Here is a 20,312-nt window from a genome sequence, read left to right as displayed (position 1 = left end):
CCAAGCCACGGCCCGCCTATAATGGCGGCCTTTTCCCGTGAGCAGCCTGTGGAGCTGGAGATGGCCGAACGTACGGCATCCGTCGAGCGCAACACCCTGGAGACCCAGATCAAGGTCTCGATCAACCTGGATGGCACCGGCAAGGCCAAGTTCGATATTGGCGTGCCCTTCCTCGAGCACATGCTCGACCAGATCGCCCGTCATGGCCTGATCGACCTGGACATCCACTGCAAGGGCGACCTGCACATTGACGACCACCACACCGTGGAAGACGTCGGCATCACCCTCGGCCAGGCCTTTGCCAAGGCGGTCGGCGACAAGAAGGGCATGACTCGCTACGGCCACTCCTACGTGCCGCTGGACGAGGCGCTGTCGCGCGTGGTGATCGACTTCTCCGGTCGCCCTGGCCTGCAGATGCACGTGCCCTTCACCCGCGCGGTGGTCGGTGGCTTCGACGTGGACCTGTTCCAGGAATTCTTCCAGGGCTTCGTCAACCACGCCCAGGTGTCGCTGCACATCGACAACCTGCGTGGCACCAACACCCACCACCAGATCGAAACGGTGTTCAAGGCCTTCGGTCGTGCCCTGCGCATGGCCGTCGAGCTGGACCCGCGCATGGCCGGGCAGATGCCTTCGACCAAGGGCTGCCTGTAAATGCAGACGGTTGCTGTCATTGACTACGGCATGGGCAACCTGCACTCGGTAGCCAAGGCGCTGGAGCACGTTGGCGCCGGCCGGGTGCTGGTCACTAGTGACGCCGCGGTAATCCGCGAGGCCGACCGCGTGGTGTTCCCCGGCGTCGGCGCGATCCGCGATTGCATGGCCGAGATCAAGCGCCTGGGCTTCGACGAGCTGGTGCGCGAAGTCAGCCAGGATCGTCCGTTCCTCGGCATCTGCGTCGGCATGCAGGCCCTGCTGGAGCGCAGCGAGGAGAACGGCGGGGTCGACTGCATCGGCCTGTTCCCCGGCCAGGTGCGCTTCTTCGGCAAGGATCTGCGTGAAGACGGCGAGCACCTGAAAGTGCCGCACATGGGCTGGAACGAGGTCGAGCAAGTGGTCGACCACCCGCTCTGGCACGAGATTCCGGACATGGGCCGCTTCTATTTCGTGCACAGCTACTACATCGAGGCCGGCAACCCGGTACAGGTGGTCGGTGGCGGTCACTACGGCAAGGATTTCGCCGCGGCGCTGGCCGAAGGTTCGAAGTTTGCCGTGCAGTTCCACCCGGAGAAGAGCCATACCCACGGTCTGCAACTGTTGCAGAACTTCGTCGGCTGGGATGGCCGCTGGTAAATGAGCCGGGGCAAGAAGGTCGTGCTGCTGGAGCTGGAAGGCGGTCAGCAGCAGGCCGCTCTGCAAGTGCTGAAGAATTTCCTGGAAGACCGCTTCGAGCTCGAACTGGGCTCGTTCGAGGTGCAGGAGGTGCTCGACCTGATCGGTCGCGAGATCGCCCCGCACTACTACAACAAGGCGATTGCCGACACGCAGGCCCTGCTGGCCGAGCGTTTCGCCAGCCTGGAAAGCGATTTGTGGGCGCTCGAGAAGAGCTGACCCATCCCGAATTCACGATTTGAGCAGGTTCAAGCGATGCTGATTATCCCCGCTATCGATCTCAAGGACGGCGCCTGCGTGCGTCTGCGCCAGGGCCGCATGGAAGACTCCACGGTGTTCTCCGATGACCCGGTGAGCATGGCCGCCAAGTGGGTCGAGGGCGGCTGCCGTCGCCTGCACCTGGTCGATCTCAATGGCGCCTTCGAGGGCCAGCCGGTCAACGGCGAAGTGGTTACCGCCATCGCCAAGCGCTACCCGAACCTGCCGATCCAGATCGGCGGCGGCATCCGCACGCTGGAAACCATCGAGCATTACGTCAAGGCTGGTGTCAGCTACGTGATCATTGGCACCAAGGCCGTTAAAGAGCCGGAATTCGTCACCGAGGCCTGCAAGGCCTTCCCGGGCAAGGTGATCGTCGGTCTGGACGCCAAGGACGGCTTCGTCGCCACCGATGGCTGGGCCGAGGTGTCGAGCGTGCAGGCCACTGATCTGGCCAAGCGTTTCGAGGCCGACGGCGTCTCCGCCATCGTTTATACCGACATCGCCAAAGACGGCATGATGCAGGGCTGCAACGTCGAGGCTACCGCCGCGCTGGCTGCTGCCAGTCGCATTCCGGTGATCGCCTCCGGCGGCATCCACAATCTCGGCGATATCGAGAAACTGCTGCTGGCCCGTTCGCCCGGCATCATCGGCGCCATCACCGGCCGTGCCATCTACGAAGGCACCCTGGATGTGGCCGAGGCGCAAGCCTTCTGCGATTCCTTCAAAGGCTGAGGACTGCTGAGATGGCGCTGGCAAAACGCATCATCCCGTGTTTGGACGTGGACAACGGCCGCGTGGTCAAGGGCGTCAAGTTCGAGAACATCCGCGACGCCGGTGATCCGGTGGAGATCGCCCGCCGCTACGACGAGCAGGGCGCCGACGAGATCACCTTCCTCGACATCACCGCCAGCGTCGACGGCCGCGATACCACCCTGCACACGGTGGAGCGCATGGCCAGCCAGGTGTTCATCCCGCTCACCGTCGGTGGTGGCGTGCGCACCGTGCAGGACATCCGCAACCTGCTCAATGCCGGCGCCGACAAGGTCTCGATCAACACCGCCGCGGTGTTCAACCCGGAATTCGTCGGTGAGGCCGCCGCGCGCTTCGGCTCGCAGTGCATCGTCGTCGCCATCGACGCCAAGAAAGTCGCCCCGGGCCGCTGGGAAATCTTCACTCACGGCGGGCGCAAGCCGACCGGCCTGGATGCCGTGCTCTGGGCGAAGAAGATGGAAGACCTCGGCGCCGGCGAGATCCTGCTGACCAGCATGGATCAGGATGGCGTCAAAAGCGGCTACGACCTCGGCGTGACCCGCGCCATCAGCGAGACCGTGGGTATCCCGGTGATCGCCTCCGGCGGCGTTGGCAACCTGGAGCATCTGGCTGCCGGCATCCTCGAAGGCAAGGCCGATGCTGTGCTGGCCGCCAGCATCTTCCACTTCGGCGAGTACAGCGTGCCCGAAGCCAAAGCCTATCTGGCCAGCCGCGGCATCGTGGTGCGCTGAAACTTGCTGTGCGGGAGTCGCTAACCGGTCTTTGCTTCGCCGGCTAGAATAGGAAGGTCTGTTTGCCATACGGCGAACCCCTTCCTCGACAAGGAGTCTCTATGTTGTTCCCCAGGCTGCTGACCCTGTTCCTGCTGTTGGTCGGCACCGCGCAAGCACGTGCCGAATCCCTGGTGCTGCTCACGGAAAACCTACCGCCCTTCAATATGGCCGTCAGCGGCGGCAACTTCGCTCGCGACGACGGCATCACCGGCATCAGTGCCGAAACCATGCGTCTGGTCTGCCAGCGCGCGGGCGTCGAGTGCCAGCAGATCCTTCGCTTCCCCTGGGAGCGTGTCTATAACCAGGCGCTCAACGATGCCGGCTACGGCCTGTTCTCGGTAGCCCGTACGGCGGAGCGCGAGACGCTGTTCAAATGGGTCGGTCCCATCGCCAGCGAAGACTGGGTGCTGCTTGCCCGTGCCGATTCGCCGATCCAGCTGAGCAGCCTGGAACAGGCCAAGCAGTATCGTCTGGGTGGCTACAAAGGCGATGCGCCGACCAACAAGGTGGTCGAGTCGGGCCTGGACGTGCAGCAGTCGCTGTATGACAAGGAAAACCCGGAGCGCCTGGCCAAGGGCCAGATCGACCTGTGGGTGACCTCCTCCGTCGCCGGTCAGTATCTGGCGCGCCAGCAGGGTTATCAGGACTTCCGCGTGGTGCTGACCTTCGGTCGCGGCGATCTTTACCTGGCGCTCAACCAGCAGACCACCGATGCCACCGTGGACAAGCTGCGTGCGGCGCTGGAACAGCTGCGCAGCGAGGGCGCGCTGCAGGCTGTGATGCAGAAGTACTGAGCCCGGCTGCGTTTGTCGCTGATTGGTTCGTTTCTTGCGAGCGATTGGGCGCGAGCGACTACCGGCGTGACGCAGTTCAACGCAGTCGGCCTGGCGCGTGGCACTATGCCCGCTCGCCACTGCGCCGGACTGCGTGCCGGTCGAAGACCACTCCGGGGTGCAATGCCCCGCAGTGGCCACTTGCAGAGAAGTCGCCCAAACAACCATAAATCTGGAGCTGTACTGCAATGTTGAAGTATCTGCACAAGGGGCTGCTGTGCGGCCTGCTGTTACTGGCCGGCGGCGCGCATGCCGAGCTGTCCGACGATTACAAGGTGATCCTGCTGACGGAGAACTTCCCGCCGTTCAACATGGCCATCGACGAGAAGAACTTCGCCCGCGACGACAACATCGACGGCATCAGCGCCGATCTGGTGCGTGAGGTCTTCAAACGCGCCGGTATCGGCTACAACCTGAGCCTGCGCTTCCCCTGGGACCGCATCTACCGACTGACCCTGGACAAGCCCAACTACGGCCTGTTCTCCACCACCTACACGGACGAGCGCAAGCCGCTGTTCAAATGGGTCGGGCCGCTGGCCAAGAGCGAGTGGGTACTGCTCGCCGCGCCGGGCAGCACCATCAAGGTCGGCAGCCTGGAAGAGGCCGCCAAGTACAAGATCGGTGCCTACAAGAACGATGCCGTCAGCCAGCACCTGGAAAGCAAGGGGCTGAAGCCGGATAACTCCCTGCGTGACCAGGAGAACGTGGCCAAGCTGATGAGCGGCAAGATCGACCTGTGGGCCACCACCGACCCGGTCGGCCGCTACATCGCCAAGCAGGAAGGCGCCAGCGGGCTGCAGGTCGTGCTGCGCTTCAACAGTGCCGAGCTGTTCCTGGCGCTGAACAAGGAGACGCCGGACGAGGTGGTCGAACGCCTGCAGAAGGCGCTGGACGAGCTGCGCAACGAAGGTTTCGTCGACGAAATCACCAGCAGCTACCTGTAATACCCCGGCGGCCAACCGCCACAGTACCGGCGGCTGGCCGCCGGTACTGCGTTTCCCAGCGCGCTTCTGCTACCCTTTGGCCGCCCCCGGGTTGGCGATGCCGTTGCGCCGCGGGCGTCCCCGACTGTCAAGGATACGGATATGCTGTTGAAGCGACTGAGCATGCTGTTGCTGGGCGTAGGCCTGCTGTTCTCCTCTGTGGTGCGCGCCGAGCTGCCCGCCGATTACAAGGTGGTGTTGCTCACCGAGAACTTCCCGCCCTACAACATGGCCAATAACGGCAAGAACTACGCTCGCGAGGAAAACCTCGAAGGCATCGCCGTGGAGGTGGTGCGCGAGACGTTCAAGAAGGCCGGCATCAACTACCACATGACCCTGCGTTTCCCCTGGGCGCGCATCTACAAGATGGCCCTGGAGAACGCAAATCACGCCGTGTTTGTCGCGGCCAAGCTGCCCGAGCGGGAGAAGCTGTTCAAGTGGGTCGGCCCGATCGGCCCGGATGACTGGGTGATGCTGGCCCGTGCCGACAGCAGCATCAGTCTGATCAGCCTGGAGCAGGCCAAGTCCTACCGCGTCGGCGCCTACAAGGGCGACGCCATCGACGAGCACCTGCGCAAGCAGGGCCTGGAGCCGATCAGTTCGCTGCGCGACCAGGAAAACGCGCACAAGCTGCAGGAAGGCAAGATCGACCTGTGGGCCACTGGCGACCCCGCCGGCCGCTACCTGGCCAAGCAGGAAGGCATCACCGGCCTGAAGACCGTGCTGCGCTTCGACAGCGCCCAGCTGTACCTGGCCCTGAACCCGGAAACCCCGGACGAGGTGGTCGAGCGCCTGCAAAAGGCGCTGGACGAACTGCGCGCCAGCGGCAGGGTCGACCAGATCTTCCAGAGCTACGTGCAGTAAGCGCGCCGCGCATGAAAAACCCGGGCAAGCCCGGGTTTTTTGTTTCTGCGCCGCGGGTTACTCGCCGCGGGTGACGTTCAGCCCCTTGAGCAGGTTGAGTGCCTGGCTCAGCTGGTAGTCATCGTCCTGCGGACGCGGGGCCTGTTGCTGCTTGCTGCCGCTGGGTTTGTCCGCACCGCCGTTGCCGTTGCCCAGGTGGCCGGCCAGGTCGGCTTCCTTGATCAGCTCGCCGCCGTCCTCGCGGGTCAGCTTGGCGCGTGCCACCTCGATGTCCGGGACGATGCCCTGGGCCTGGATGGAGCGCCCGTTGGGAGTGAAGTACAGCGCGGTGGTGAGCTTCAGGGCGCGGTCGTTGTTCAGCGGCAGCACCGTCTGCACCGAGCCTTTGCCGAAGCTGTCGGTGCCCATCAGCACGCCGCGCTTGTGGTCCTGCAGGGCACCGGCGACGATCTCCGAGGCCGAGGCGCTGCCACCGTTGATCAGCACCACCAGCGGTACGCCTTCGCTGGCGTCCGCCGGGTCGGCATTGAAACGCAGCTCGGAGTTGGCGATGCGGCCTTCGGTGTAGACGATCAGGCCCTTCTTGAGGAAGTGGTCGGCCACTTCCACCGCTGCCTGCAGCACGCCGCCAGGGTTGTTGCGCAGGTCCAGGACCAGGCCGCGCAGCTTCTTGCCGTTGTCCTTGCGCAGCTTGGCCAGGGCCTTGCCCACCTCCTCGCCGGTGTTGACCTGGAACTGGCTGATGCGGATCAGTCCGTAACCGTCTTCCAGTAGCTGGCTGCGCACGCTCTTGACCTTGATCACGGCGCGGGTCAGCTCCACGTCGAAGGGTTTGCCGCCCTCGCGTACCAGGGTCAGGTTGATCTTGCTGCCGGCCTTGCCGCGCATCTTGTCCACCGCTTCCATTAGCGACAGGCCCTTGGTCGGCTGGCCATCGATCTTGACGATCAGGTCGCCCGGCTGGATGCCGGCTTTGGACGCGGGGGTGTCGTCGATCGGCGACACCACCTTGATGAAGCCATCCTCGGTGCCGACTTCGATGCCGAGGCCGCCGAACTCGCCGCTGGTGCTTTCCTGCAGCTCGGCGAAGGCTTCGGGCTCCAGGTAGGCGGAGTGTGGGTCGAGGTTGCCGAGCATGCCCTTGATGGCATTCTCCAGCAGGGTCTTGTCGTCCACCGGTTCCACATAGGCCGCCTTGATGCGGTCCATCACCTCGGCGAAGGTGCGCAGCTCCTCCAGTGGCAGCGGCGCCTTGCCGTTCACGGCTTCGACGGCTGGCACTTCGACAGCCTCGGCAGCCAGCAGGGTGGGGCTGCCGAGCATCAGGCCAAGAGCCAGGGCGAGGGGGGTGAGGCGACGGAATTGCTGCATGTGAACTCCCAAAATGATGAGGCGACAGCCTCGGCTGTCATCCCTGAGCGCGGCACCACTGAGCCGGGTCGCTGGGGCGGCCCTGCTGGCGGATGGCGAAGTACAGCGCCGGGGTGTCCTGGCCACCGCTGGTGCCGACCGTGGCGATGGCTTCGCCGGCGCTGACGATGTCACCGGCGTCCTTGAGCAGGCTTTGATTATGGCCGTACAGGCTCAGGTAGCCATTGCCGTGGTCGAGAATGACCAGAAGGCCGGCACCGCGCAACCAGTCGGCGAACACCACGCGGCCGCCGTGCACGGCATGCACCTGGCTGCCGGCGCTGGCGCCGATCAGCACGCCGTCCCAGGTGGCGCGGGCGTCGCCGGCGCGTGGCGAGCCGTAGCGCGCGACCAGGCGGCCGTTGACCGGCCAGGGCAGCTTGCCCTTGGCCTTAGCGAACGGGCCGCCGAAGCTGGCGCCCTCGCTCGACACCGCGGGCCCCAGCGGCAGCGGCTTGCGGTTCGGGTCGCGGGCCTGCTGGGCTTCCAGGGCGGCCAGGCGGCGCGCCTCCTCGGCTTCGCGGGCCTGGCGGGCGAGGGTTTCCTCGATGGTCTTGAGCACGCGGGCGAGCTCGGCCTGTTCCTGCTCGCGGGCCTTGAGCTTGCGGTCGCCGGCGCCGTATTCCTTGTTCAGCTTGGCCAGTGCCGCCTGGCGTTGCTTGCGCACCTCGGCCAGCTCGCTGCGGCGGCTGTCGAGGGAGCTTTTCTGTGCCAGCAGCTGGCTCTGCTGGTTGGCGATGTCGCTTTCCACATTGGCCAGCTGACGCAGGGTTTCGTTGAAGGCGTCGAGCTGTTCGACCCGGGCCTTGCCCAGGTAGTCGTAGTAGCTGAGGGTGCGGGCGAACTGTTCCGGCTGTTGCTGGTTGAGCAACAGTCGCAGGGGTTCCTGCTGGCCGCTCTGGTAGGCGGCGCGGGCCTGGATGGCGATCAGGCGTTGCTGTTCAAGGCGCGATTGCTGGAGTTTTTTTTTCTCCTGATCGAGGCGCTTGAGCTCCTCCTCGCTCTTTTTCAGCTCGCCTTCGAGGCCCTTGACCTGTTTCTCCAGGCCGCCCATTTCCTTCTCGGTGCGCTGCAGTTCCTTCTGCACGCCGGATTTCTCCTGCTGCAGCTTTTCCAGCAGCTTCTTCAGCTCGGCCACGTCGGCACGGGCGGCTTCCAGCTGCTTCTGGGTTTGCGCCTTGTCGTCGGCAAAGGCCGGGACGGTCAGGCTGGCGAGGAGAACGAGGGCGAGGGCGCGGAACATGGAGGGTGCGGCACCTGGAGCGAAGAAGGGCCTAGTATGCCCGCGGTGTGGCGCAAAAAAAACGCCCGCAGGCGGCAGCCGGCGAGCGCTTCACGGATTACTCCGGGTTATTGCAGCTGGACGATGGTCTTGCCGGTCATTTCTGCCGGCACCGGCATGCCCATCAGGGTCAGCAGGGTCGGTGCCACGTCGGCCAGCACGCCGCCTTCGCGGATGGTCGCCGGGCGCTTGCCGACATAGATGAAGGGCACCGGCTCGCAGGTGTGCGCGGTATGCGCCTGGCCGGTGCATTCGTCTTCCATCTGCTCGACGTTGCCGTGGTCGGCGGTGATCAGCGCTTCGCCGCCGACCTTGTCCAGCGCCTCGACGATGCGGCCGACGCAGCTGTCGAGGGTCTCCACGGCCTTGACCGCCGCCTCGAACACGCCGGTGTGGCCGACCATGTCGCCGTTGGCGTAGTTGACGATGATCACGTCATAACGCTGGTGCTCGATGGCGTCGACGATCCTGTCGGTGACTTCCGGCGCGCTCATCTCCGGCTTCATGTCGTAGGTGGCGACGTTCGGCGAGGGGATCAGGATGCGCTCTTCGCCGGCGAAGGGCTCTTCGCGGCCGCCGGAGAAGAAGAAGGTGACGTGGGCGTACTTCTCGGTCTCGGCGATGCGCAGCTGGGTTTTTCCGTTGTTGGCCAGGTACTCGCCGAGCACGTTGGTCAGCGCTTCCGGCTTGTAGGCGCTGGGCGCCGGAATGCTGGCCGCATACTGGGTGAGCATGACGAAGCCTGCCAGTTGCGGCACGCGCCGGCGCTGGAACTCGTTGAAGTCGGCCTCGACGAAGGCGCGAGTCAGCTCCCGGGCGCGGTCGGCGCGGAAGTTCATGAAGACGATGGCATCGCCGTCTTCGACCTTCACCGGCTCGCCGATGGTGGTGGCTTTGACGAACTCGTCGCTCTCGTCGCGGGCGTAGGCGGCCTGCAGGCCTCCGACGGCGCTGGCGGCATTGAACTGGCCCTGGCCGTCGACGATCAGGTGGTAGGCCTGCTCGACGCGGTCCCAGCGGTTGTCTCGGTCCATGGCGAAGTAGCGGCCGGTGAGGCTGGCGATGCGGCCCTTGCCCAGCCTGGCGAAGGTGGCGTCGAGCAGCTCGATGGACGGCTGCGCCGACTTCGGCGGGGTGTCGCGGCCGTCGAGGAAGGCGTGCAGGTAGATCTTCTCGGCGCCGCGCTGGGCGGCCAGCTCGGCCATGGCGACCAGGTGGTCCTGGTGGCTGTGCACGCCGCCGTCGGACAGCAGGCCGAGGATGTGCACGGCCTTGCCGGCGCCGACGGCCTGGTCCACAGCCTTGGTGATCTCGGCGTTGTCGAAGAACTCGCCGTCGCGGATGGCCTTGGTCACCCGGGTGAGGTCCTGGTACACCACGCGGCCGGCGCCGAGGTTCATGTGGCCGACCTCGGAGTTGCCCATCTGCCCGTCCGGCAGGCCGACGTCCATGCCCGAGCCGGAGATCAGGCCATGCGGGTAGGTGGCGCGCAAGCGGTCGTAGACCGGGGTCTGCGCCGCGTAGATGGCGTTGTGCTCGGGGTTCTCGCTGTGGCCGAAGCCATCGAGGATGATCAGGACCAGGGGTTTGGGCGTTGCGCTCATGGCGGCTGGCTCGCTCGTGGTGATCAAAAAAGGTCGCGCATTTTACCGATGCAGGCCCGCCGCGTCACCGCTGGGCGGGGCTTGGCCGACCTGTGGGGCTGTGTATACTGGCCGCCATTTTAAGGCTATGGAACCGCGCGATGTTGGCCCACCTGATTGAATTTGCCACTAACCACTATGTACTGAGCGGATGCTTCGTGTTCCTGCTGGTGCTCCTGATCGTCACCGAGCTGCGCAAGGGCGGCAAGAGCCTGAGCAGCCGCGAGCTGACGGCGCTGGTCAACAGTGAGCAGGGCGTGGTGCTGGATGTGCGCAACCACAAGGACTTCAGCAGCGGCCACATCGTCGATGCGCTGAACATTCCCTTCGACAAGCTGGCCGAACGCATGGTCGAGCTGGAGAAGCACAAGGCCAAGACCATCATCGTGGTCGATGCCATGGGCCAGCACGCCGGCATGGTCGCCCGCGACCTGAAGAAGGCCGGCTACACCGCGGCCAAACTGGGCGGCGGCATCGCCAGCTGGCGCGGCGACAACCTGCCGGTAGTTAAGTGACATGCCCGAGGTCCTCGTCTACTCCAGTGCCTGGTGCCCCTACTGCATTCGCGCCAAGCAACTGTTGACCAGCAAGGGCGTGGCGTTCCGCGAGATCAGCGTGGACGGCCAGCCCGATGTGCGTGCCGAGATGAGCCGCAAGGCCGGGCGCACCTCGGTACCGCAGATCTGGATCGGCAGCACCCATGTCGGTGGCTGCGACGACCTCTACGCCCTGGAGCGCGCCGGCAAGCTCGACGCGCTGCTGCAGGCCTGAACCCTTTCAGCAACCCGCAACAAGAAGAACAGCCATGACCGAACAAGCGAACAACGGCGCCGCCCAGAACAACGAAGGGCCGCAATTTTCCCTGCAGCGCATCTATGTGAAGGACCTGTCCTTCGAAGCGCCGAAGAGCCCGGAAATCTTCCGTCAGGAGTGGGCGCCGAGTGTGGGCCTGGATCTCAACACCAAGCAGAAGCAGCTCGATGGCGACTTCCACGAAGTGGTGCTGACCCTGTCCGTGACCGTGAAGACCGGTGAGGAAATCGCCTTCATCGCCGAAGTGCAGCAGGCTGGCATCTTCCTGATCAAGGGTCTGGACCCCGCCTCCATGGGCCACACCCTCGGCGCGTTCTGCCCGAACATCCTGTTCCCCTACGCCCGCGAGGCGCTGGACGGCCTGGTGATCCGCGGTTCGTTCCCGGCCCTGATGCTGTCGCCGGTGAACTTCGACGCCCTGTATGCCCAGGAACTGCAGCGCCAGCAGCAGTCTGCCCAGGCCTGATCGGCTGCCGGCAGGACAAAGCCGCCTTCGGGCGGCTTTTGCGTTTCAGGAACCGGCGAAATCCAGCTGGCGCCAGGCCTCATAGACCACCACGGCCACCGCATTCGACAGATTCAGGCTGCGGCATTGCGGGCGCATCGGCATGCGCAGGCGGCGTTCGTCAGGAAACTGCTCCAGCACCTCGGCGGGCAGGCCGCGACTTTCCGGGCCGAACAGCAGCATGTCGCCGGCGCGGTATTCCATTTGTGCGTAGCTGTGACTAGCTTTGGTGGTGAATGCCAAGATTCTGTCGGGCTGAACAGACGTGATACAGTCGGCCAAGGAATAGTGGCGCTTTAATGTCGCGTATTCGTGGTAGTCCAGTCCGGCCCGACGCAGGCGCTTGTCGTCCAGCTCGAAGCCCAGCGGCTCGATCAGATGCAGATGGCAGCCCGTGTTGGCGCAGAGGCGGATGATGTTGCCGGTGTTCGGAGGAATCTCCGGCTGGAACAGGACGACATGGAACATTGATCGGGCTCAGCTAGGTCTGTAGCCACCATTCTACAATGCACCTGACGCGACTGGCCCATGCAGGGCGGCGACGGCAGGACGCAGGGGGATTTGCAGTTGGTGTGGTTCGCGAAAAGAAGAACTACAGCGGACGGCCTGCTGGGCATCGAAACCGGCCCGGAAGGCATAGCGCTGGCGCGCGTGCAGCGCTTGCCCGGTGAGGCGCCGCGCCTGCTCGACTGCCTGTTTCGCCAGGCGACCCCCGCCGAGCAGCCGGCGCTGCTGAAGAGCCTGGTGGCCGAGCGCGCCCTGGGTGACATGCCGGTCAACCTGGTGTTGCACCCCGCGACCTACCAGATGCTCCTGCTCGATGCTCCCGACGTGCCCGCCGAGGAATTGCGCGATGCCATGCGCTGGCGGGTCAAGGACCTGATTGCCGAGCCGCTGGAGCAGGTGGTGGTGGATGCCTTCTGCCTGCCCGACGACGCCTATCGCGGCCGTTCACGCATGGCCTACTGCGCCGTGCTGAGCAAGGCGCGCATGCAGGCCTGGGGTGATCTCTTCCGGCAAGCCGGTCTGCGCCTGCGCAGCATCGATGTCACCGAGATGGCCTTCCGCAACCTCGGCCTGCTGGCGGGTGCCGAAGGCATGAACGTCGCCCTGCTGCGGCTGCGCTCCAGCGAGGGCCTGATCAGTGTGCAGAACGGTGCCGACCTGTACATGGCGCGGCGTATCGAGCATGGCCTGGATGGCGCCGCCGGCGACTACGGCACCCTGACCCTGGAGATCCAGCGCTCGCTCGACTACTTCGAGAGCCAGCTGGGCAAGGGCTATATCAATCGTCTGTTGCTGTTGCCGAGCAAGCGCGATGGCGCTGCCGTGCAGCAGGCCATGGGCGGCGGCCTGGCGGTCAAGCTGCAGGCGCTGGACCTGCGCGAGCTGTTCCCCGGCCAGGCCAGCGCTGAGCTGGATACCGTGCAGCAGGCCTACTGCATGACCGCGGTCGGCGCAGCCCTGCGTCAGGAGGCCGACTGATGCAGAACCTCAACCTTTACCAGGTCGAGCGGCGCCGTCGCGGCGGCCCTCGGCAGACGCACATGCTCCTCGGCCTGGCTCTGCTGGCGCTGTTCTGCCTACTGCATGCCGGCTGGCAGTACTGGCAGCTGCGCGATGCGCGGCAGCAACTGCTGCTGGCCGAGGCGCAGGCTGGCGAGCAGGAGAGCCTGCTGGCCACGGCCAAAGCCGGCTTTGTCGAGCCGCAGCTCGATCCGCAGTTGCCCACCGAAGTCGCTGCGCGCCAGGCGGAGAACAGTCAGCTGCAGGGGCTGCTGAATTACCTGCGGGTGCTGGCCGAACAGCAGAACGCCGGTTTCGTCGCGCCGCTGCAGGCCCTGGCCGAGCATCATCCGCAGGGGCGCCTGTGGCTGACCGGCATCCATCTGGATCAGGGCGGCACCCAGCTGCGCCTGCAGGGTCGCGCGCAGAGCCAGCAGTTGCTGCCCGGCTACCTCGACGCGCTGGGGCGCAGCCCGGTATTCAGCGGGCGCGAGTTTGCGCGCCTGGATGTCGAGCGGGGCGAGGATGGCCTGCTCGACTTCGACCTGTCTTCGCGTCCCGCCGATCAGGAGAAGGCCGATGAATAAGTGGCTGCAACGCTGGCAGGGCATGGCGCCGCGTGAGCAGTGGCTGACCTATGGCGTCGGCCTGGCGCTGCTCGGCATGCTCTATCTGCTGCTGGTCGGCGACCCGCTGAGCGCAGCGGTGGCGCGCACGGAATCGTCCATCCGCCTGGCCGAAGGGCGTAGCGCCGAGGCCGCCGTCGGCCTGGAAGAACTCAAGGCCAGGCTCGCCGCCGACCCCAACATTCCCTATCGCAGTGCCCTGCTGGCGGCATCGGCCGACCGCGAGGCGCTGCTGCGGCAGATCGACGAAGGCACCGCCGCGCTGATCACCCCGGAAAAGATGAAAGCCGTGCTGCAGAGCCTGCTGCAGGCCCAGCAGGGGCTGAGTCTGACCGGCATGCAGAGCTTCAGCGAGCCGGTACGCCTGGCCGAGGCCTCGGCAGCGACATCGACCGGCGCCACCAAGACGGAGCTGCCGACGGTGCTGTACCGACACGGCCTGGTGCTGCAGCTCGAGGGCGGCTATTTCGACCTGCTGCAGTATCTGCAGGCGGTCCACGCCAGCGGTTGGAAGCTGAACTGGGACAGCCTCGACTACCGCGTCGGCGAAGCCGGCCCGGGGCGGGCGAAGATCAGCCTGAAACTCTTCACCTTGAGCCGCAAGGCGGGATGGGTCGGTGTCTAGAACCTTGCTCTTCGTCCTGCTGCTGGGCTGCGCCAGCGCACACGCGACCGTCGACCCGACCCGGCCGCCGGCCGACCTGCTGCCTGCGGTGGATGCCACAGCAGCGCCGGCCGCACTGCAGTTGCAGGCCATCCTGCGCGGTGCCCAGGGCAGCCGCGCGGTGATCGACGGCCAGACCCTGCGCGTCGGCCAGGAACATGGCGGCGTGCGCATCCTGGCCATCCAGCCGCATGCCGTACTGATCGAACGCCAGGGCCAGCGCGAACTGCTGCGCCTGGTCGAACCCGTAATCAAACCGAGCCGATGATGCCGATGACTCCGACCCTGCCGAAACGCGGCCTGCTGCTGGGCCTGGCCTTCCTGCTCAGTGCCTGCCAGACCTTCATCGATGGCGACAAGCAGCTCTACGAGCAGAGCGGCAAGCTGCTCGACGAGAGCCTGCAACAGGCCCAGACCAGCGCCAAGGTGACCCCGCCGCCGGCGGTACAGGCCGCGCTGTTGCCGCCCCTGAGCAGTTCCGTGTTTGCCGGCGGGCCGCGCTTCGACGTGGCCGCCAAGGACATGCCGGCCCGCGATTTCTTCCTCAGCCTGATGGAGAGCGCCGGGCAGAACCTGGTGGTGCACCCCGCCGTGAGCGGCAACATCACGTTCAGCCTGCGCCGGGTGACCCTCGAGGAAGTGCTCGCCGCCGTGCGCGACAGCTATGGCTATGACTTCCGCCACACCAGCTACGGTTACCAGATCCTGCCGAACGAGAAAGTGACCCGCAGTTACGACCTCAACTACCTCAATCTGCAGCGCCTTGGCGAGTCGGATACGCGGGTCAGCTCGGGTCAGGTGGAGAGCTCCGAGACCGACACCAGTTCGGACAGCAGCGGCAGCACCAGCAGCGACCGCTCGGTGACCACGCTCAATGCCAGCAAGGTGATCACCACCAGCAACGTCGATTTCTGGAAGGAGATTGAGGGTGTGGTGCGCGCCGTCGTCGGCGGCGAGGAAGGCAACAGTGTGGTGGTCAACCCGCAGGCCAGCCTGCTGGTGGTGCGCGCCAGCAGCGCCGACCAGGAGAACGTCGCGCGCTTCCTCGAACAGGCCCAGCGCAACCTGCAGCGTCAGGTGGTGCTGGAGACCAAGATCCTCGAAGTGCAGCTCAAGGACGGTTTCCAGGCCGGCATCAGCTGGAGCCAGATCGGCAGCGAGGTCGGCGGTGTGCTCGATGGCGAGAACCTGACCGGCCCCGACGGCATCGGCGGAGTATTCAGCGGCATTCTCAACCTCGGTGACTTCACCGGGCTGATCCAGCTGCTGCAGACCCAGGGCGAGGTGCGGGTGCTGTCCAGCCCGCGCATTTCCACGCTGAACAATCAGAAGGCGGTGATCAAGGTCGGTACCGACGAATTCTTCGTCACCGACGTTTCCTCCAACAGCAGCACCTCCACCGTGGCCGGGGTCACCCAGCCGACCCAAGACGTGACCCTGACGCCGTTCTTCTCCGGTATCTCGCTGGACGTCACCCCGCAGATCGACCAGAACGACGTGGTGACCCTGCACGTGCGCCCCACCGTGAGCCGCGTGCAGGACCAGAACAAGACCATCGTGCTCGGCGAGGACAATGTGTTCAACCTACCGCTGGCGCTGTCCACCTCGCGCCAGTCCGACTCCATCGTGCGTGCACGCAGCGGCCAGGTGGTGGTGATCGGGGGCCTGCTGCAGAACAACAACGAAAACACCGACTCCGAAGTGCCCTGGGCCAGCACCCTGCCCATCGTCGGCAACCTGTTCAAGCAGCAGCGCAAGGCCATGCAGAAGAGCGAGCTGGTCATCCTCATGCGCCCCCAGGTGGTCAGCGACGAGGTGTGGCTGGATGAAATCCGGCGCAGCGCGGAATCTTTCAAGGAACTGAGGTAAGGCGATGTACGAGGCCTTCTTCGGCCTGCGCGAGAAACCTTTCGCGCTGACGCCCAACACCGGCTTCCTGGTGCAGTTGGCGCCTTATCAGGCCTGCCTCAACCTGCTGCGCGTCGCCCTGGGCGAAGGCGAGGGTTTCATCAAGGTGACTGGCGAGGTCGGCACCGGCAAGACCCTGCTGTGCCGTGCGCTGCTCAACACGCTGCCGGCCGAGCGTTACCAGCTGGCCTACCTGCCCAACCCCGGCATGAGCCCGGTCGGCCTGCGTCAGGCCCTGGCCCGCGAACTGCTGGTGGAGAACCTCGACGAGCTGGATGCCCAGGGTGTGCTCGATGTCCTGCACTGCCGGCTGATCGAGCTGGCCGCCGAAGGCCGCAGCACGGTGCTGCTGATCGACGAGGCGCAAGCGCTGCCAACCGCCACTCTGGAGGCGCTGCGCCTGCTGACCAATCTGGAGACCGAGCAGGCCAAGCTGCTGCAGGTGGTGCTGTTCGGCCAGCCGGAACTGGATGCCACCCTGGCGCGTGACGAGTTCCGCCAGCTGCGCCAGCGCATCACCTTTTCCTACCAGTTGCGCCCGCTCGACGTGAAGGACTGTACCCGCTATATCAACGAACGCCTGGCCGTGGCCGGCTACCGTGGCGAGCCGCTGTTCGCGCCGCGCGCCATTCGCCGCCTGGTGCGCGGCAGCGGTGGCATCCCGCGGCTGATCAATATCCTCGCGCACAAGGCGCTGATGGTGGCGTTCGGCGAAGGTCGCCGGCAGGTGAGTCCCGCTCATGTGCGGCGCGCCCAGCTGGATACCGAGGGCGCGCAACCGTTCCTGGCGCGCCGCCCGGCCTGGTTCGGCTGGGGGCTGGCGGCCGTGAGCCTGTCACTGCTGGCGCTGGTCGGTGCCTGGCCCTGGCTTGGCCAGTGGCGGGAGTTGCTGCCATGAGCCTGGTCAACGACATGCTGCGCGACCTCGAGGAGCGTCGCGCCGCCCCCGCCGAGCGCCTGGCGCTGGAAGGCCTGCAGGCGGTGGACGAGGCCGCCGCGGCGCGCCGCGAGCGTATCGAGCGCCTGCGCCGCGGTTCCATCTGGTTCATGGCGGTGATGCTGATCGCCGTGCTGGTCGGCATGATGATCGGCCGGGTGGTCAACGGCCAGATTCCCTGGGGCGGCGTCGTGCCCAAGCCCGCGGCGCCGGTGGTTGCGGCCCCCGTGGTGAGTGCGCCGCGCCTGCTGGAGGTGTTGCCGCAGCACGATGCCCGTGGCCTGACCCTGCAACTGCTGCTGGAGCGCTCGGTGCCTTACCAGCGCACTGAGGAAAGTGGCGCGGTCAGCCTGCGTCTGCCTGGCCTGCAGCTCGCGGGGGAGGCGCAGTCCGGGCGCCTGCAGCGCAATGGGCGCAGCCTGTCCTGGCGTGTCGAGCAGCAGGGCGCCGACGTGCAGGTGCTGCTGGTCGGCCTCGCTGGCGAGCTGGAGGTGCGTGACCGCCTGGAGCCCGCCGGTGAGCGCTGGCTGCTGTGGATCGAGGTGCCGCTGGCGGACGTCGCCAGCGAGGTCGAGGCGCAGCCCGCGGCAGAGCCGTTGCCGGTCGCCGCGCCGGCCGAGACGCTGGCAGTCGAGCCGGACCTGCCGGCCTGGGCCACGGCCCCGGTGGCACCAGCCGATGCCGCGCCGGCGGCGCCGCCAGCCGAGCCGGTCAGCGCCCCCGAACTGAAGATCGAGCCTTACCGTCCCGATGCCCTGACCCTTGCCCGCCAGGCCATTGCGGCCGGCGATTACCGCTCGGCCATCCGCGAGCTGGAAGCGCTGCAGCAAAGTCGTGGGCGCGATCCCGAGGTGCTGCGCTGGTTAGCTCGCGCCTACCTGGCCGACGGTCAGCAGCAGCGTCTGCTCGGCTGGCTGCCGGCGCAGCTGGCGCAGATGCCGCAGGACAGCGAGCTGCGCCTGCTGCTGGCGCGCACCCAGCTGCAGGCCGGCGACACCCAGGGGGCCGTTGCCACCCTGGAGCAGAACGCCCCGGCGCTGGTGCAGGAACCCACCTATCACAGCTTGCTGGCCGCCAGTTATCAGCAGACCGGGCAATGGCAGCAGAGCGCCGCGTCGTATCGGCAGCTGGTCGCTCTGCGCCCCGGCCAGGCCACCTGGCAGCTGGGCCTGGCCATCGCCCTGGAGCAGCTCGACCAGCCGGCCGAGGCTGCCCGTCACTATCGCCTGGCCCTGCAGGGGTCGGGGCTGGACGACAGCGCCAGGCGCTTCGCCAGCGAACGCGCCGCGGCGCTGGGAGGTCGAGGATGACAGAGAACAGTCACCAGTCCGGCGATCTGGCACAGCGCAAGGTCCGCCTGGGCGATCTGCTGGTGCAGACCGGGCTAATCAGCGAGGCACAGCTGCAGCTGGCTCTGCAGGAGCAGAAACGCACCGGTTCCAAGCTCGGCCGTACGGTGATCGACCTGGGCTTCGTCGCCGAGGTCAAGCTGCTCACCGCGTTGTCCGAGCAGCTGAAGATTCCCTTTATCGAGCTCAAGCACTTCAAGTTCGACCAGAACCTCGTGCAGACCCTGCCGGAGGCCATGGCCCGGCGCTTCCGCGCCATCCCGCTGTCGCGCGAGGGCGGTGGGGTGCTGGTCGGCATGTCCGACCCGCTCGATCTGTTTGCCCAGGACGAGATGGAACGCCTGCTCAAGACCCGCGTGCACCCGGCGGTGGTGCGCGAGGCGGAGCTGCTGGCCACCCTCGACCTGGTCTACCGGCGTACCAGCGAGATCGCCTCGATCGCCGGCGAGCTGGAAGGCGAGCTGCAGGACAGTGACTTCGACCTGTCCAAGCTGGGCGCCGACAACGTCAGCGACGCGCCGGTGGTGCGCCTGCTGCAGACCCTGTTCGAGGATGCGGTGCAGATGAAGGCCTCGGACATCCACATCGAGCCGGACGAGGGAGTGGTACGTATCCGTCAGCGCATCGACGGCGTGCTCAACGAGCAGGTGATGAAGGAGCAGCGCATCGCCTCGGCGCTGGTCATGCGCCTGAAGATCATGTCCGGCCTGGACATCTCCGAGAAGCGCCTGCCGCAGGACGGTCGCTTCAACATCCGGGTGAAGAACCGCAACATCGACGTGCGGGTGTCGACCATGCCGGTGCAATTCGGCGAGTCGGTGGTGATGCGCTTGCTCGACCAGAGCGCCGGCATCGCCAGCCTGGATGCCGGCGGCATGCCGGCAGACATGCTGGCGCGCTTCCGGCGCCTGTTGCAGCGGCCCTACGGCATGGTGCTGGTGACCGGCCCCACTGGCTCGGGCAAGACCACCACGCTGTATGCGGGCCTCGCCGAGCTGAACAGCCCGGAGAAGAAGATCATCACCGTGGAGGACCCGGTCGAATACCGTCTGCCGCGGGTCAACCAGGTGCAGGTCAACACCAAGATCGAGCTGACCTTCGCCCGCGTGCTGCGCGCTGCCCTGCGCCAGGACCCGGACATCGTGCTGATCGGCGAGATGCGTGACCAGGAAACCGCCGAGATTGGCCTGCGTGCCGCGCTCACCGGCCACCTGGTGCTGTCCACTCTGCACACCAATGACGCCCTGACCTCGGCCATGCGCCTGGTCGATATGGGCGCCGAGCCCTTCCTGGTCGCCACCTCGCTGAATGCCGTGCTGGCCCAGCGCCTGGTGCGCCGGGTGTGCGAGAACTGCATGGAGGAGCACCATCCCGAGCCGCAGCAGCAGGCCTGGCTGGAGAGCCTGTATGGCGCCTCGCTGGCCGGCCGCTCCTTCAAGCTGGGCGCCGGTTGCCACCAGTGCCACAACAGCGGTTACGCCGGGCGTATCGGCGTCTACGAGCTGCTCGAGATGGACGAGGCGATGATCGCCGCACTGCGCCGCAGCGATCCTCAGGCCTTCGCCGAGGCGGCCAAGGCCAGCGCCGGCTACCGACCGCTGGCCGCCTGCGCGCTGGACTACGCCCTGGCCGGGGTGACCAGTGTGGAAGAGGTGCTCAAGGTCTGCGCCACCCTGACCGACGAGGTGCTGGTGTGAGTGGGTGGTTGCGACCGGCAGCCACCGCTCCCTCTCCCATTCATGGGAGAGGGTTGGGGAGAGGGCGCACCTGTAGCCCGGATGCAATCCGGGGCCGGAGCCGCCTGCTTCCCGGATTGCACTTCGGCGCCGCTGCCCCCAGCCCCTCTCCCGAG

The 20,312-nt window shown here is 66.3% G+C and carries 23 protein-coding genes; 19 read left to right on the top strand and 4 right to left on the bottom strand.

What is annotated here, in order from left to right; all coding sequences use genetic code 11:
• Nucleotides 1-60 precede the first annotated feature (60 nt).
• From hisB to PA6_RS05715, 8 genes are all read left to right on the top strand, one after another.
• Nucleotides 61-654 carry an imidazoleglycerol-phosphate dehydratase HisB gene (hisB, locus tag PA6_RS05750; protein WP_043216328.1) on the top strand — a complete coding sequence of 198 codons (594 nt, stop codon included), beginning with the start codon at nucleotides 61-63 and terminating at the stop codon, nucleotides 652-654.
• Nucleotides 655-1,293, top strand: a complete 639-nt coding sequence (hisH, locus tag PA6_RS05745) for an imidazole glycerol phosphate synthase subunit HisH (RefSeq protein WP_021699948.1) — start codon at nucleotides 655-657, stop codon at nucleotides 1,291-1,293. It begins immediately after the preceding gene.
• Nucleotides 1,294-1,551: a DUF2164 domain-containing protein gene (locus tag PA6_RS05740; protein WP_021699947.1), complete on the top strand. Its 258-nt coding sequence runs from the start codon at nucleotides 1,294-1,296 to the stop codon at nucleotides 1,549-1,551.
• A gap of 36 nt (nucleotides 1,552-1,587) precedes the next feature.
• Nucleotides 1,588-2,325: a 1-(5-phosphoribosyl)-5-[(5-phosphoribosylamino)methylideneamino]imidazole-4-carboxamide isomerase gene (hisA, locus tag PA6_RS05735; RefSeq protein ID WP_021699946.1), complete on the top strand. Its 738-nt coding sequence runs from the start codon at nucleotides 1,588-1,590 to the stop codon at nucleotides 2,323-2,325.
• A gap of 11 nt (nucleotides 2,326-2,336) precedes the next feature.
• Nucleotides 2,337-3,095: an imidazole glycerol phosphate synthase subunit HisF gene (gene hisF, locus PA6_RS05730; RefSeq protein WP_021699945.1), complete on the top strand. Its 759-nt coding sequence runs from the start codon at nucleotides 2,337-2,339 to the stop codon at nucleotides 3,093-3,095.
• Nucleotides 3,096-3,196: 101 nt separating this feature from the next.
• The gene (locus PA6_RS05725; RefSeq protein ID WP_021699944.1) at nucleotides 3,197-3,931 is read left to right on the top strand and encodes a substrate-binding periplasmic protein; all 735 of its coding nucleotides are present in this window, start codon (nucleotides 3,197-3,199) and stop codon (nucleotides 3,929-3,931) included.
• A 227-nt stretch (nucleotides 3,932-4,158) separates the two neighbouring features.
• On the top strand, nucleotides 4,159-4,914 hold the full coding sequence (locus PA6_RS05720; protein ID WP_021699943.1) for a substrate-binding periplasmic protein: 756 nt from the start codon (nucleotides 4,159-4,161) through the stop codon (nucleotides 4,912-4,914).
• Between the two features lie 144 nt (nucleotides 4,915-5,058).
• Nucleotides 5,059-5,817, top strand: coding sequence for a substrate-binding periplasmic protein (locus PA6_RS05715; RefSeq protein WP_043216348.1), 759 nt, complete (start codon nucleotides 5,059-5,061; stop codon nucleotides 5,815-5,817).
• Between the two features lie 57 nt (nucleotides 5,818-5,874).
• Here the strand turns inward: PA6_RS05715 and PA6_RS05710 are convergent, their stop codons facing one another.
• The 3 genes from PA6_RS05710 to gpmI form a co-directional block, all read right to left on the bottom strand.
• The gene (locus PA6_RS05710) at nucleotides 5,875-7,188 is read right to left on the bottom strand and encodes a S41 family peptidase (RefSeq protein WP_021699941.1); all 1,314 of its coding nucleotides are present in this window, start codon (nucleotides 7,186-7,188) and stop codon (nucleotides 5,875-5,877) included.
• Nucleotides 7,189-7,225: 37 nt separating this feature from the next.
• Nucleotides 7,226-8,470, bottom strand: coding sequence for a murein hydrolase activator EnvC family protein (locus PA6_RS05705; protein WP_021699940.1), 1,245 nt, complete (start codon nucleotides 8,468-8,470; stop codon nucleotides 7,226-7,228).
• Nucleotides 8,471-8,577: 107 nt separating this feature from the next.
• Entirely contained in the window at nucleotides 8,578-10,113 is a 1,536-nt protein-coding gene (gene gpmI / locus PA6_RS05700) for a 2,3-bisphosphoglycerate-independent phosphoglycerate mutase (protein WP_021699939.1), read from the bottom strand.
• A 140-nt stretch (nucleotides 10,114-10,253) separates the two neighbouring features.
• Between gpmI and PA6_RS05695 the strand changes: the two genes are divergently transcribed.
• Genes PA6_RS05695 through secB form a run of 3 tightly spaced genes read left to right on the top strand, consistent with a single transcriptional unit; the run spans nucleotide 10,254 to nucleotide 11,431 of the window.
• Nucleotides 10,254-10,667 carry a rhodanese-like domain-containing protein gene (locus PA6_RS05695; protein ID WP_021699938.1) on the top strand — a complete coding sequence of 138 codons (414 nt, stop codon included), beginning with the start codon at nucleotides 10,254-10,256 and terminating at the stop codon, nucleotides 10,665-10,667.
• Nucleotide 10,668: 1 nt separating this feature from the next.
• Nucleotides 10,669-10,923, top strand: a complete 255-nt coding sequence (gene grxC, locus PA6_RS05690) for a glutaredoxin 3 (protein WP_021699937.1) — start codon at nucleotides 10,669-10,671, stop codon at nucleotides 10,921-10,923.
• A gap of 34 nt (nucleotides 10,924-10,957) precedes the next feature.
• Nucleotides 10,958-11,431: a protein-export chaperone SecB gene (gene secB, locus PA6_RS05685; RefSeq protein WP_021699936.1), complete on the top strand. Its 474-nt coding sequence runs from the start codon at nucleotides 10,958-10,960 to the stop codon at nucleotides 11,429-11,431.
• Nucleotides 11,432-11,476: 45 nt separating this feature from the next.
• Here secB and trmL read toward each other — a convergent pair whose 3' ends face one another.
• Nucleotides 11,477-11,938, bottom strand: coding sequence for a tRNA (uridine(34)/cytosine(34)/5-carboxymethylaminomethyluridine(34)-2'-O)-methyltransferase TrmL (gene trmL, locus PA6_RS05680; protein ID WP_021699935.1), 462 nt, complete (start codon nucleotides 11,936-11,938; stop codon nucleotides 11,477-11,479).
• 102 nt (nucleotides 11,939-12,040) lie between these two features.
• Between trmL and PA6_RS05675 the strand changes: the two genes are divergently transcribed.
• Genes PA6_RS05675 through PA6_RS05640 form a run of 8 tightly spaced genes read left to right on the top strand, consistent with a single transcriptional unit; the run spans nucleotide 12,041 to nucleotide 20,157 of the window.
• Entirely contained in the window at nucleotides 12,041-12,955 is a 915-nt protein-coding gene (locus tag PA6_RS05675; protein ID WP_237046195.1) for a type IV pilus biogenesis protein PilM, read from the top strand.
• Entirely contained in the window at nucleotides 12,955-13,563 is a 609-nt protein-coding gene (locus PA6_RS05670) for a PilN domain-containing protein (RefSeq protein WP_021699933.1), read from the top strand. Before PA6_RS05675 ends, PA6_RS05670 begins: the two co-directional genes overlap by 1 nt.
• The gene (gene gspM / locus PA6_RS05665) at nucleotides 13,556-14,227 is read left to right on the top strand and encodes a type II secretion system protein GspM (protein ID WP_021699932.1); all 672 of its coding nucleotides are present in this window, start codon (nucleotides 13,556-13,558) and stop codon (nucleotides 14,225-14,227) included. Before PA6_RS05670 ends, gspM begins: the two co-directional genes overlap by 8 nt.
• Nucleotides 14,220-14,534 carry a hypothetical protein gene (locus PA6_RS05660; protein WP_021699931.1) on the top strand — a complete coding sequence of 105 codons (315 nt, stop codon included), beginning with the start codon at nucleotides 14,220-14,222 and terminating at the stop codon, nucleotides 14,532-14,534. Before gspM ends, PA6_RS05660 begins: the two co-directional genes overlap by 8 nt.
• 5 nt (nucleotides 14,535-14,539) lie before the next feature.
• Nucleotides 14,540-16,135, top strand: a complete 1,596-nt coding sequence (locus tag PA6_RS05655) for a pilus (MSHA type) biogenesis protein MshL (protein WP_043216344.1) — start codon at nucleotides 14,540-14,542, stop codon at nucleotides 16,133-16,135.
• A 4-nt stretch (nucleotides 16,136-16,139) separates the two neighbouring features.
• Nucleotides 16,140-17,072, top strand: coding sequence for an ExeA family protein (locus PA6_RS05650; RefSeq protein ID WP_021699929.1), 933 nt, complete (start codon nucleotides 16,140-16,142; stop codon nucleotides 17,070-17,072).
• Nucleotides 17,069-18,421: a tetratricopeptide repeat protein gene (locus PA6_RS05645; RefSeq protein ID WP_021699928.1), complete on the top strand. Its 1,353-nt coding sequence runs from the start codon at nucleotides 17,069-17,071 to the stop codon at nucleotides 18,419-18,421. The genes PA6_RS05650 and PA6_RS05645 overlap by 4 nt, the downstream gene beginning before the upstream one ends.
• Nucleotides 18,418-20,157, top strand: coding sequence for a GspE/PulE family protein (locus PA6_RS05640; protein ID WP_021699927.1), 1,740 nt, complete (start codon nucleotides 18,418-18,420; stop codon nucleotides 20,155-20,157). Before PA6_RS05645 ends, PA6_RS05640 begins: the two co-directional genes overlap by 4 nt.
• Nucleotides 20,158-20,312 lie beyond the last annotated feature (155 nt).

Source organism: Aquipseudomonas alcaligenes NBRC 14159 (genome assembly GCF_000467105.1).
Taxonomy (GTDB): Bacteria; Pseudomonadota; Gammaproteobacteria; order Pseudomonadales; family Pseudomonadaceae; genus Aquipseudomonas; species Aquipseudomonas alcaligenes.
Note: the sequence above shows the minus strand (reverse complement) of the source record. Positions and strands in the feature narration are given on the sequence as shown.

Coding starts and splice junctions, on each gene's coding strand:
- hisB (WP_043216328.1), top strand. CDS start 61: ATGGCCGAACGTACGGCATCCGTCGAGCGCAACACCCTGGAGACCCAG.
- hisH (WP_021699948.1), top strand. CDS start 655: ATGCAGACGGTTGCTGTCATTGACTACGGCATGGGCAACCTGCACTCG.
- PA6_RS05740 (WP_021699947.1), top strand. CDS start 1,294: ATGAGCCGGGGCAAGAAGGTCGTGCTGCTGGAGCTGGAAGGCGGTCAG.
- hisA (WP_021699946.1), top strand. CDS start 1,588: ATGCTGATTATCCCCGCTATCGATCTCAAGGACGGCGCCTGCGTGCGT.
- hisF (WP_021699945.1), top strand. CDS start 2,337: ATGGCGCTGGCAAAACGCATCATCCCGTGTTTGGACGTGGACAACGGC.
- PA6_RS05725 (WP_021699944.1), top strand. CDS start 3,197: ATGTTGTTCCCCAGGCTGCTGACCCTGTTCCTGCTGTTGGTCGGCACC.
- PA6_RS05720 (WP_021699943.1), top strand. CDS start 4,159: ATGTTGAAGTATCTGCACAAGGGGCTGCTGTGCGGCCTGCTGTTACTG.
- PA6_RS05710 (WP_021699941.1), bottom strand. CDS start 7,188: ATGCAGCAATTCCGTCGCCTCACCCCCCTCGCCCTGGCTCTTGGCCTG.
- PA6_RS05705 (WP_021699940.1), bottom strand. CDS start 8,470: ATGTTCCGCGCCCTCGCCCTCGTTCTCCTCGCCAGCCTGACCGTCCCG.
- gpmI (WP_021699939.1), bottom strand. CDS start 10,113: ATGAGCGCAACGCCCAAACCCCTGGTCCTGATCATCCTCGATGGCTTC.
- PA6_RS05695 (WP_021699938.1), top strand. CDS start 10,254: ATGTTGGCCCACCTGATTGAATTTGCCACTAACCACTATGTACTGAGC.
- grxC (WP_021699937.1), top strand. CDS start 10,669: ATGCCCGAGGTCCTCGTCTACTCCAGTGCCTGGTGCCCCTACTGCATT.
- secB (WP_021699936.1), top strand. CDS start 10,958: ATGACCGAACAAGCGAACAACGGCGCCGCCCAGAACAACGAAGGGCCG.
- trmL (WP_021699935.1), bottom strand. CDS start 11,938: ATGTTCCATGTCGTCCTGTTCCAGCCGGAGATTCCTCCGAACACCGGC.
- PA6_RS05670 (WP_021699933.1), top strand. CDS start 12,955: ATGCAGAACCTCAACCTTTACCAGGTCGAGCGGCGCCGTCGCGGCGGC.
- gspM (WP_021699932.1), top strand. CDS start 13,556: ATGAATAAGTGGCTGCAACGCTGGCAGGGCATGGCGCCGCGTGAGCAG.
- PA6_RS05655 (WP_043216344.1), top strand. CDS start 14,540: ATGACTCCGACCCTGCCGAAACGCGGCCTGCTGCTGGGCCTGGCCTTC.
- PA6_RS05650 (WP_021699929.1), top strand. CDS start 16,140: ATGTACGAGGCCTTCTTCGGCCTGCGCGAGAAACCTTTCGCGCTGACG.
- PA6_RS05645 (WP_021699928.1), top strand. CDS start 17,069: ATGAGCCTGGTCAACGACATGCTGCGCGACCTCGAGGAGCGTCGCGCC.
- PA6_RS05640 (WP_021699927.1), top strand. CDS start 18,418: ATGACAGAGAACAGTCACCAGTCCGGCGATCTGGCACAGCGCAAGGTC.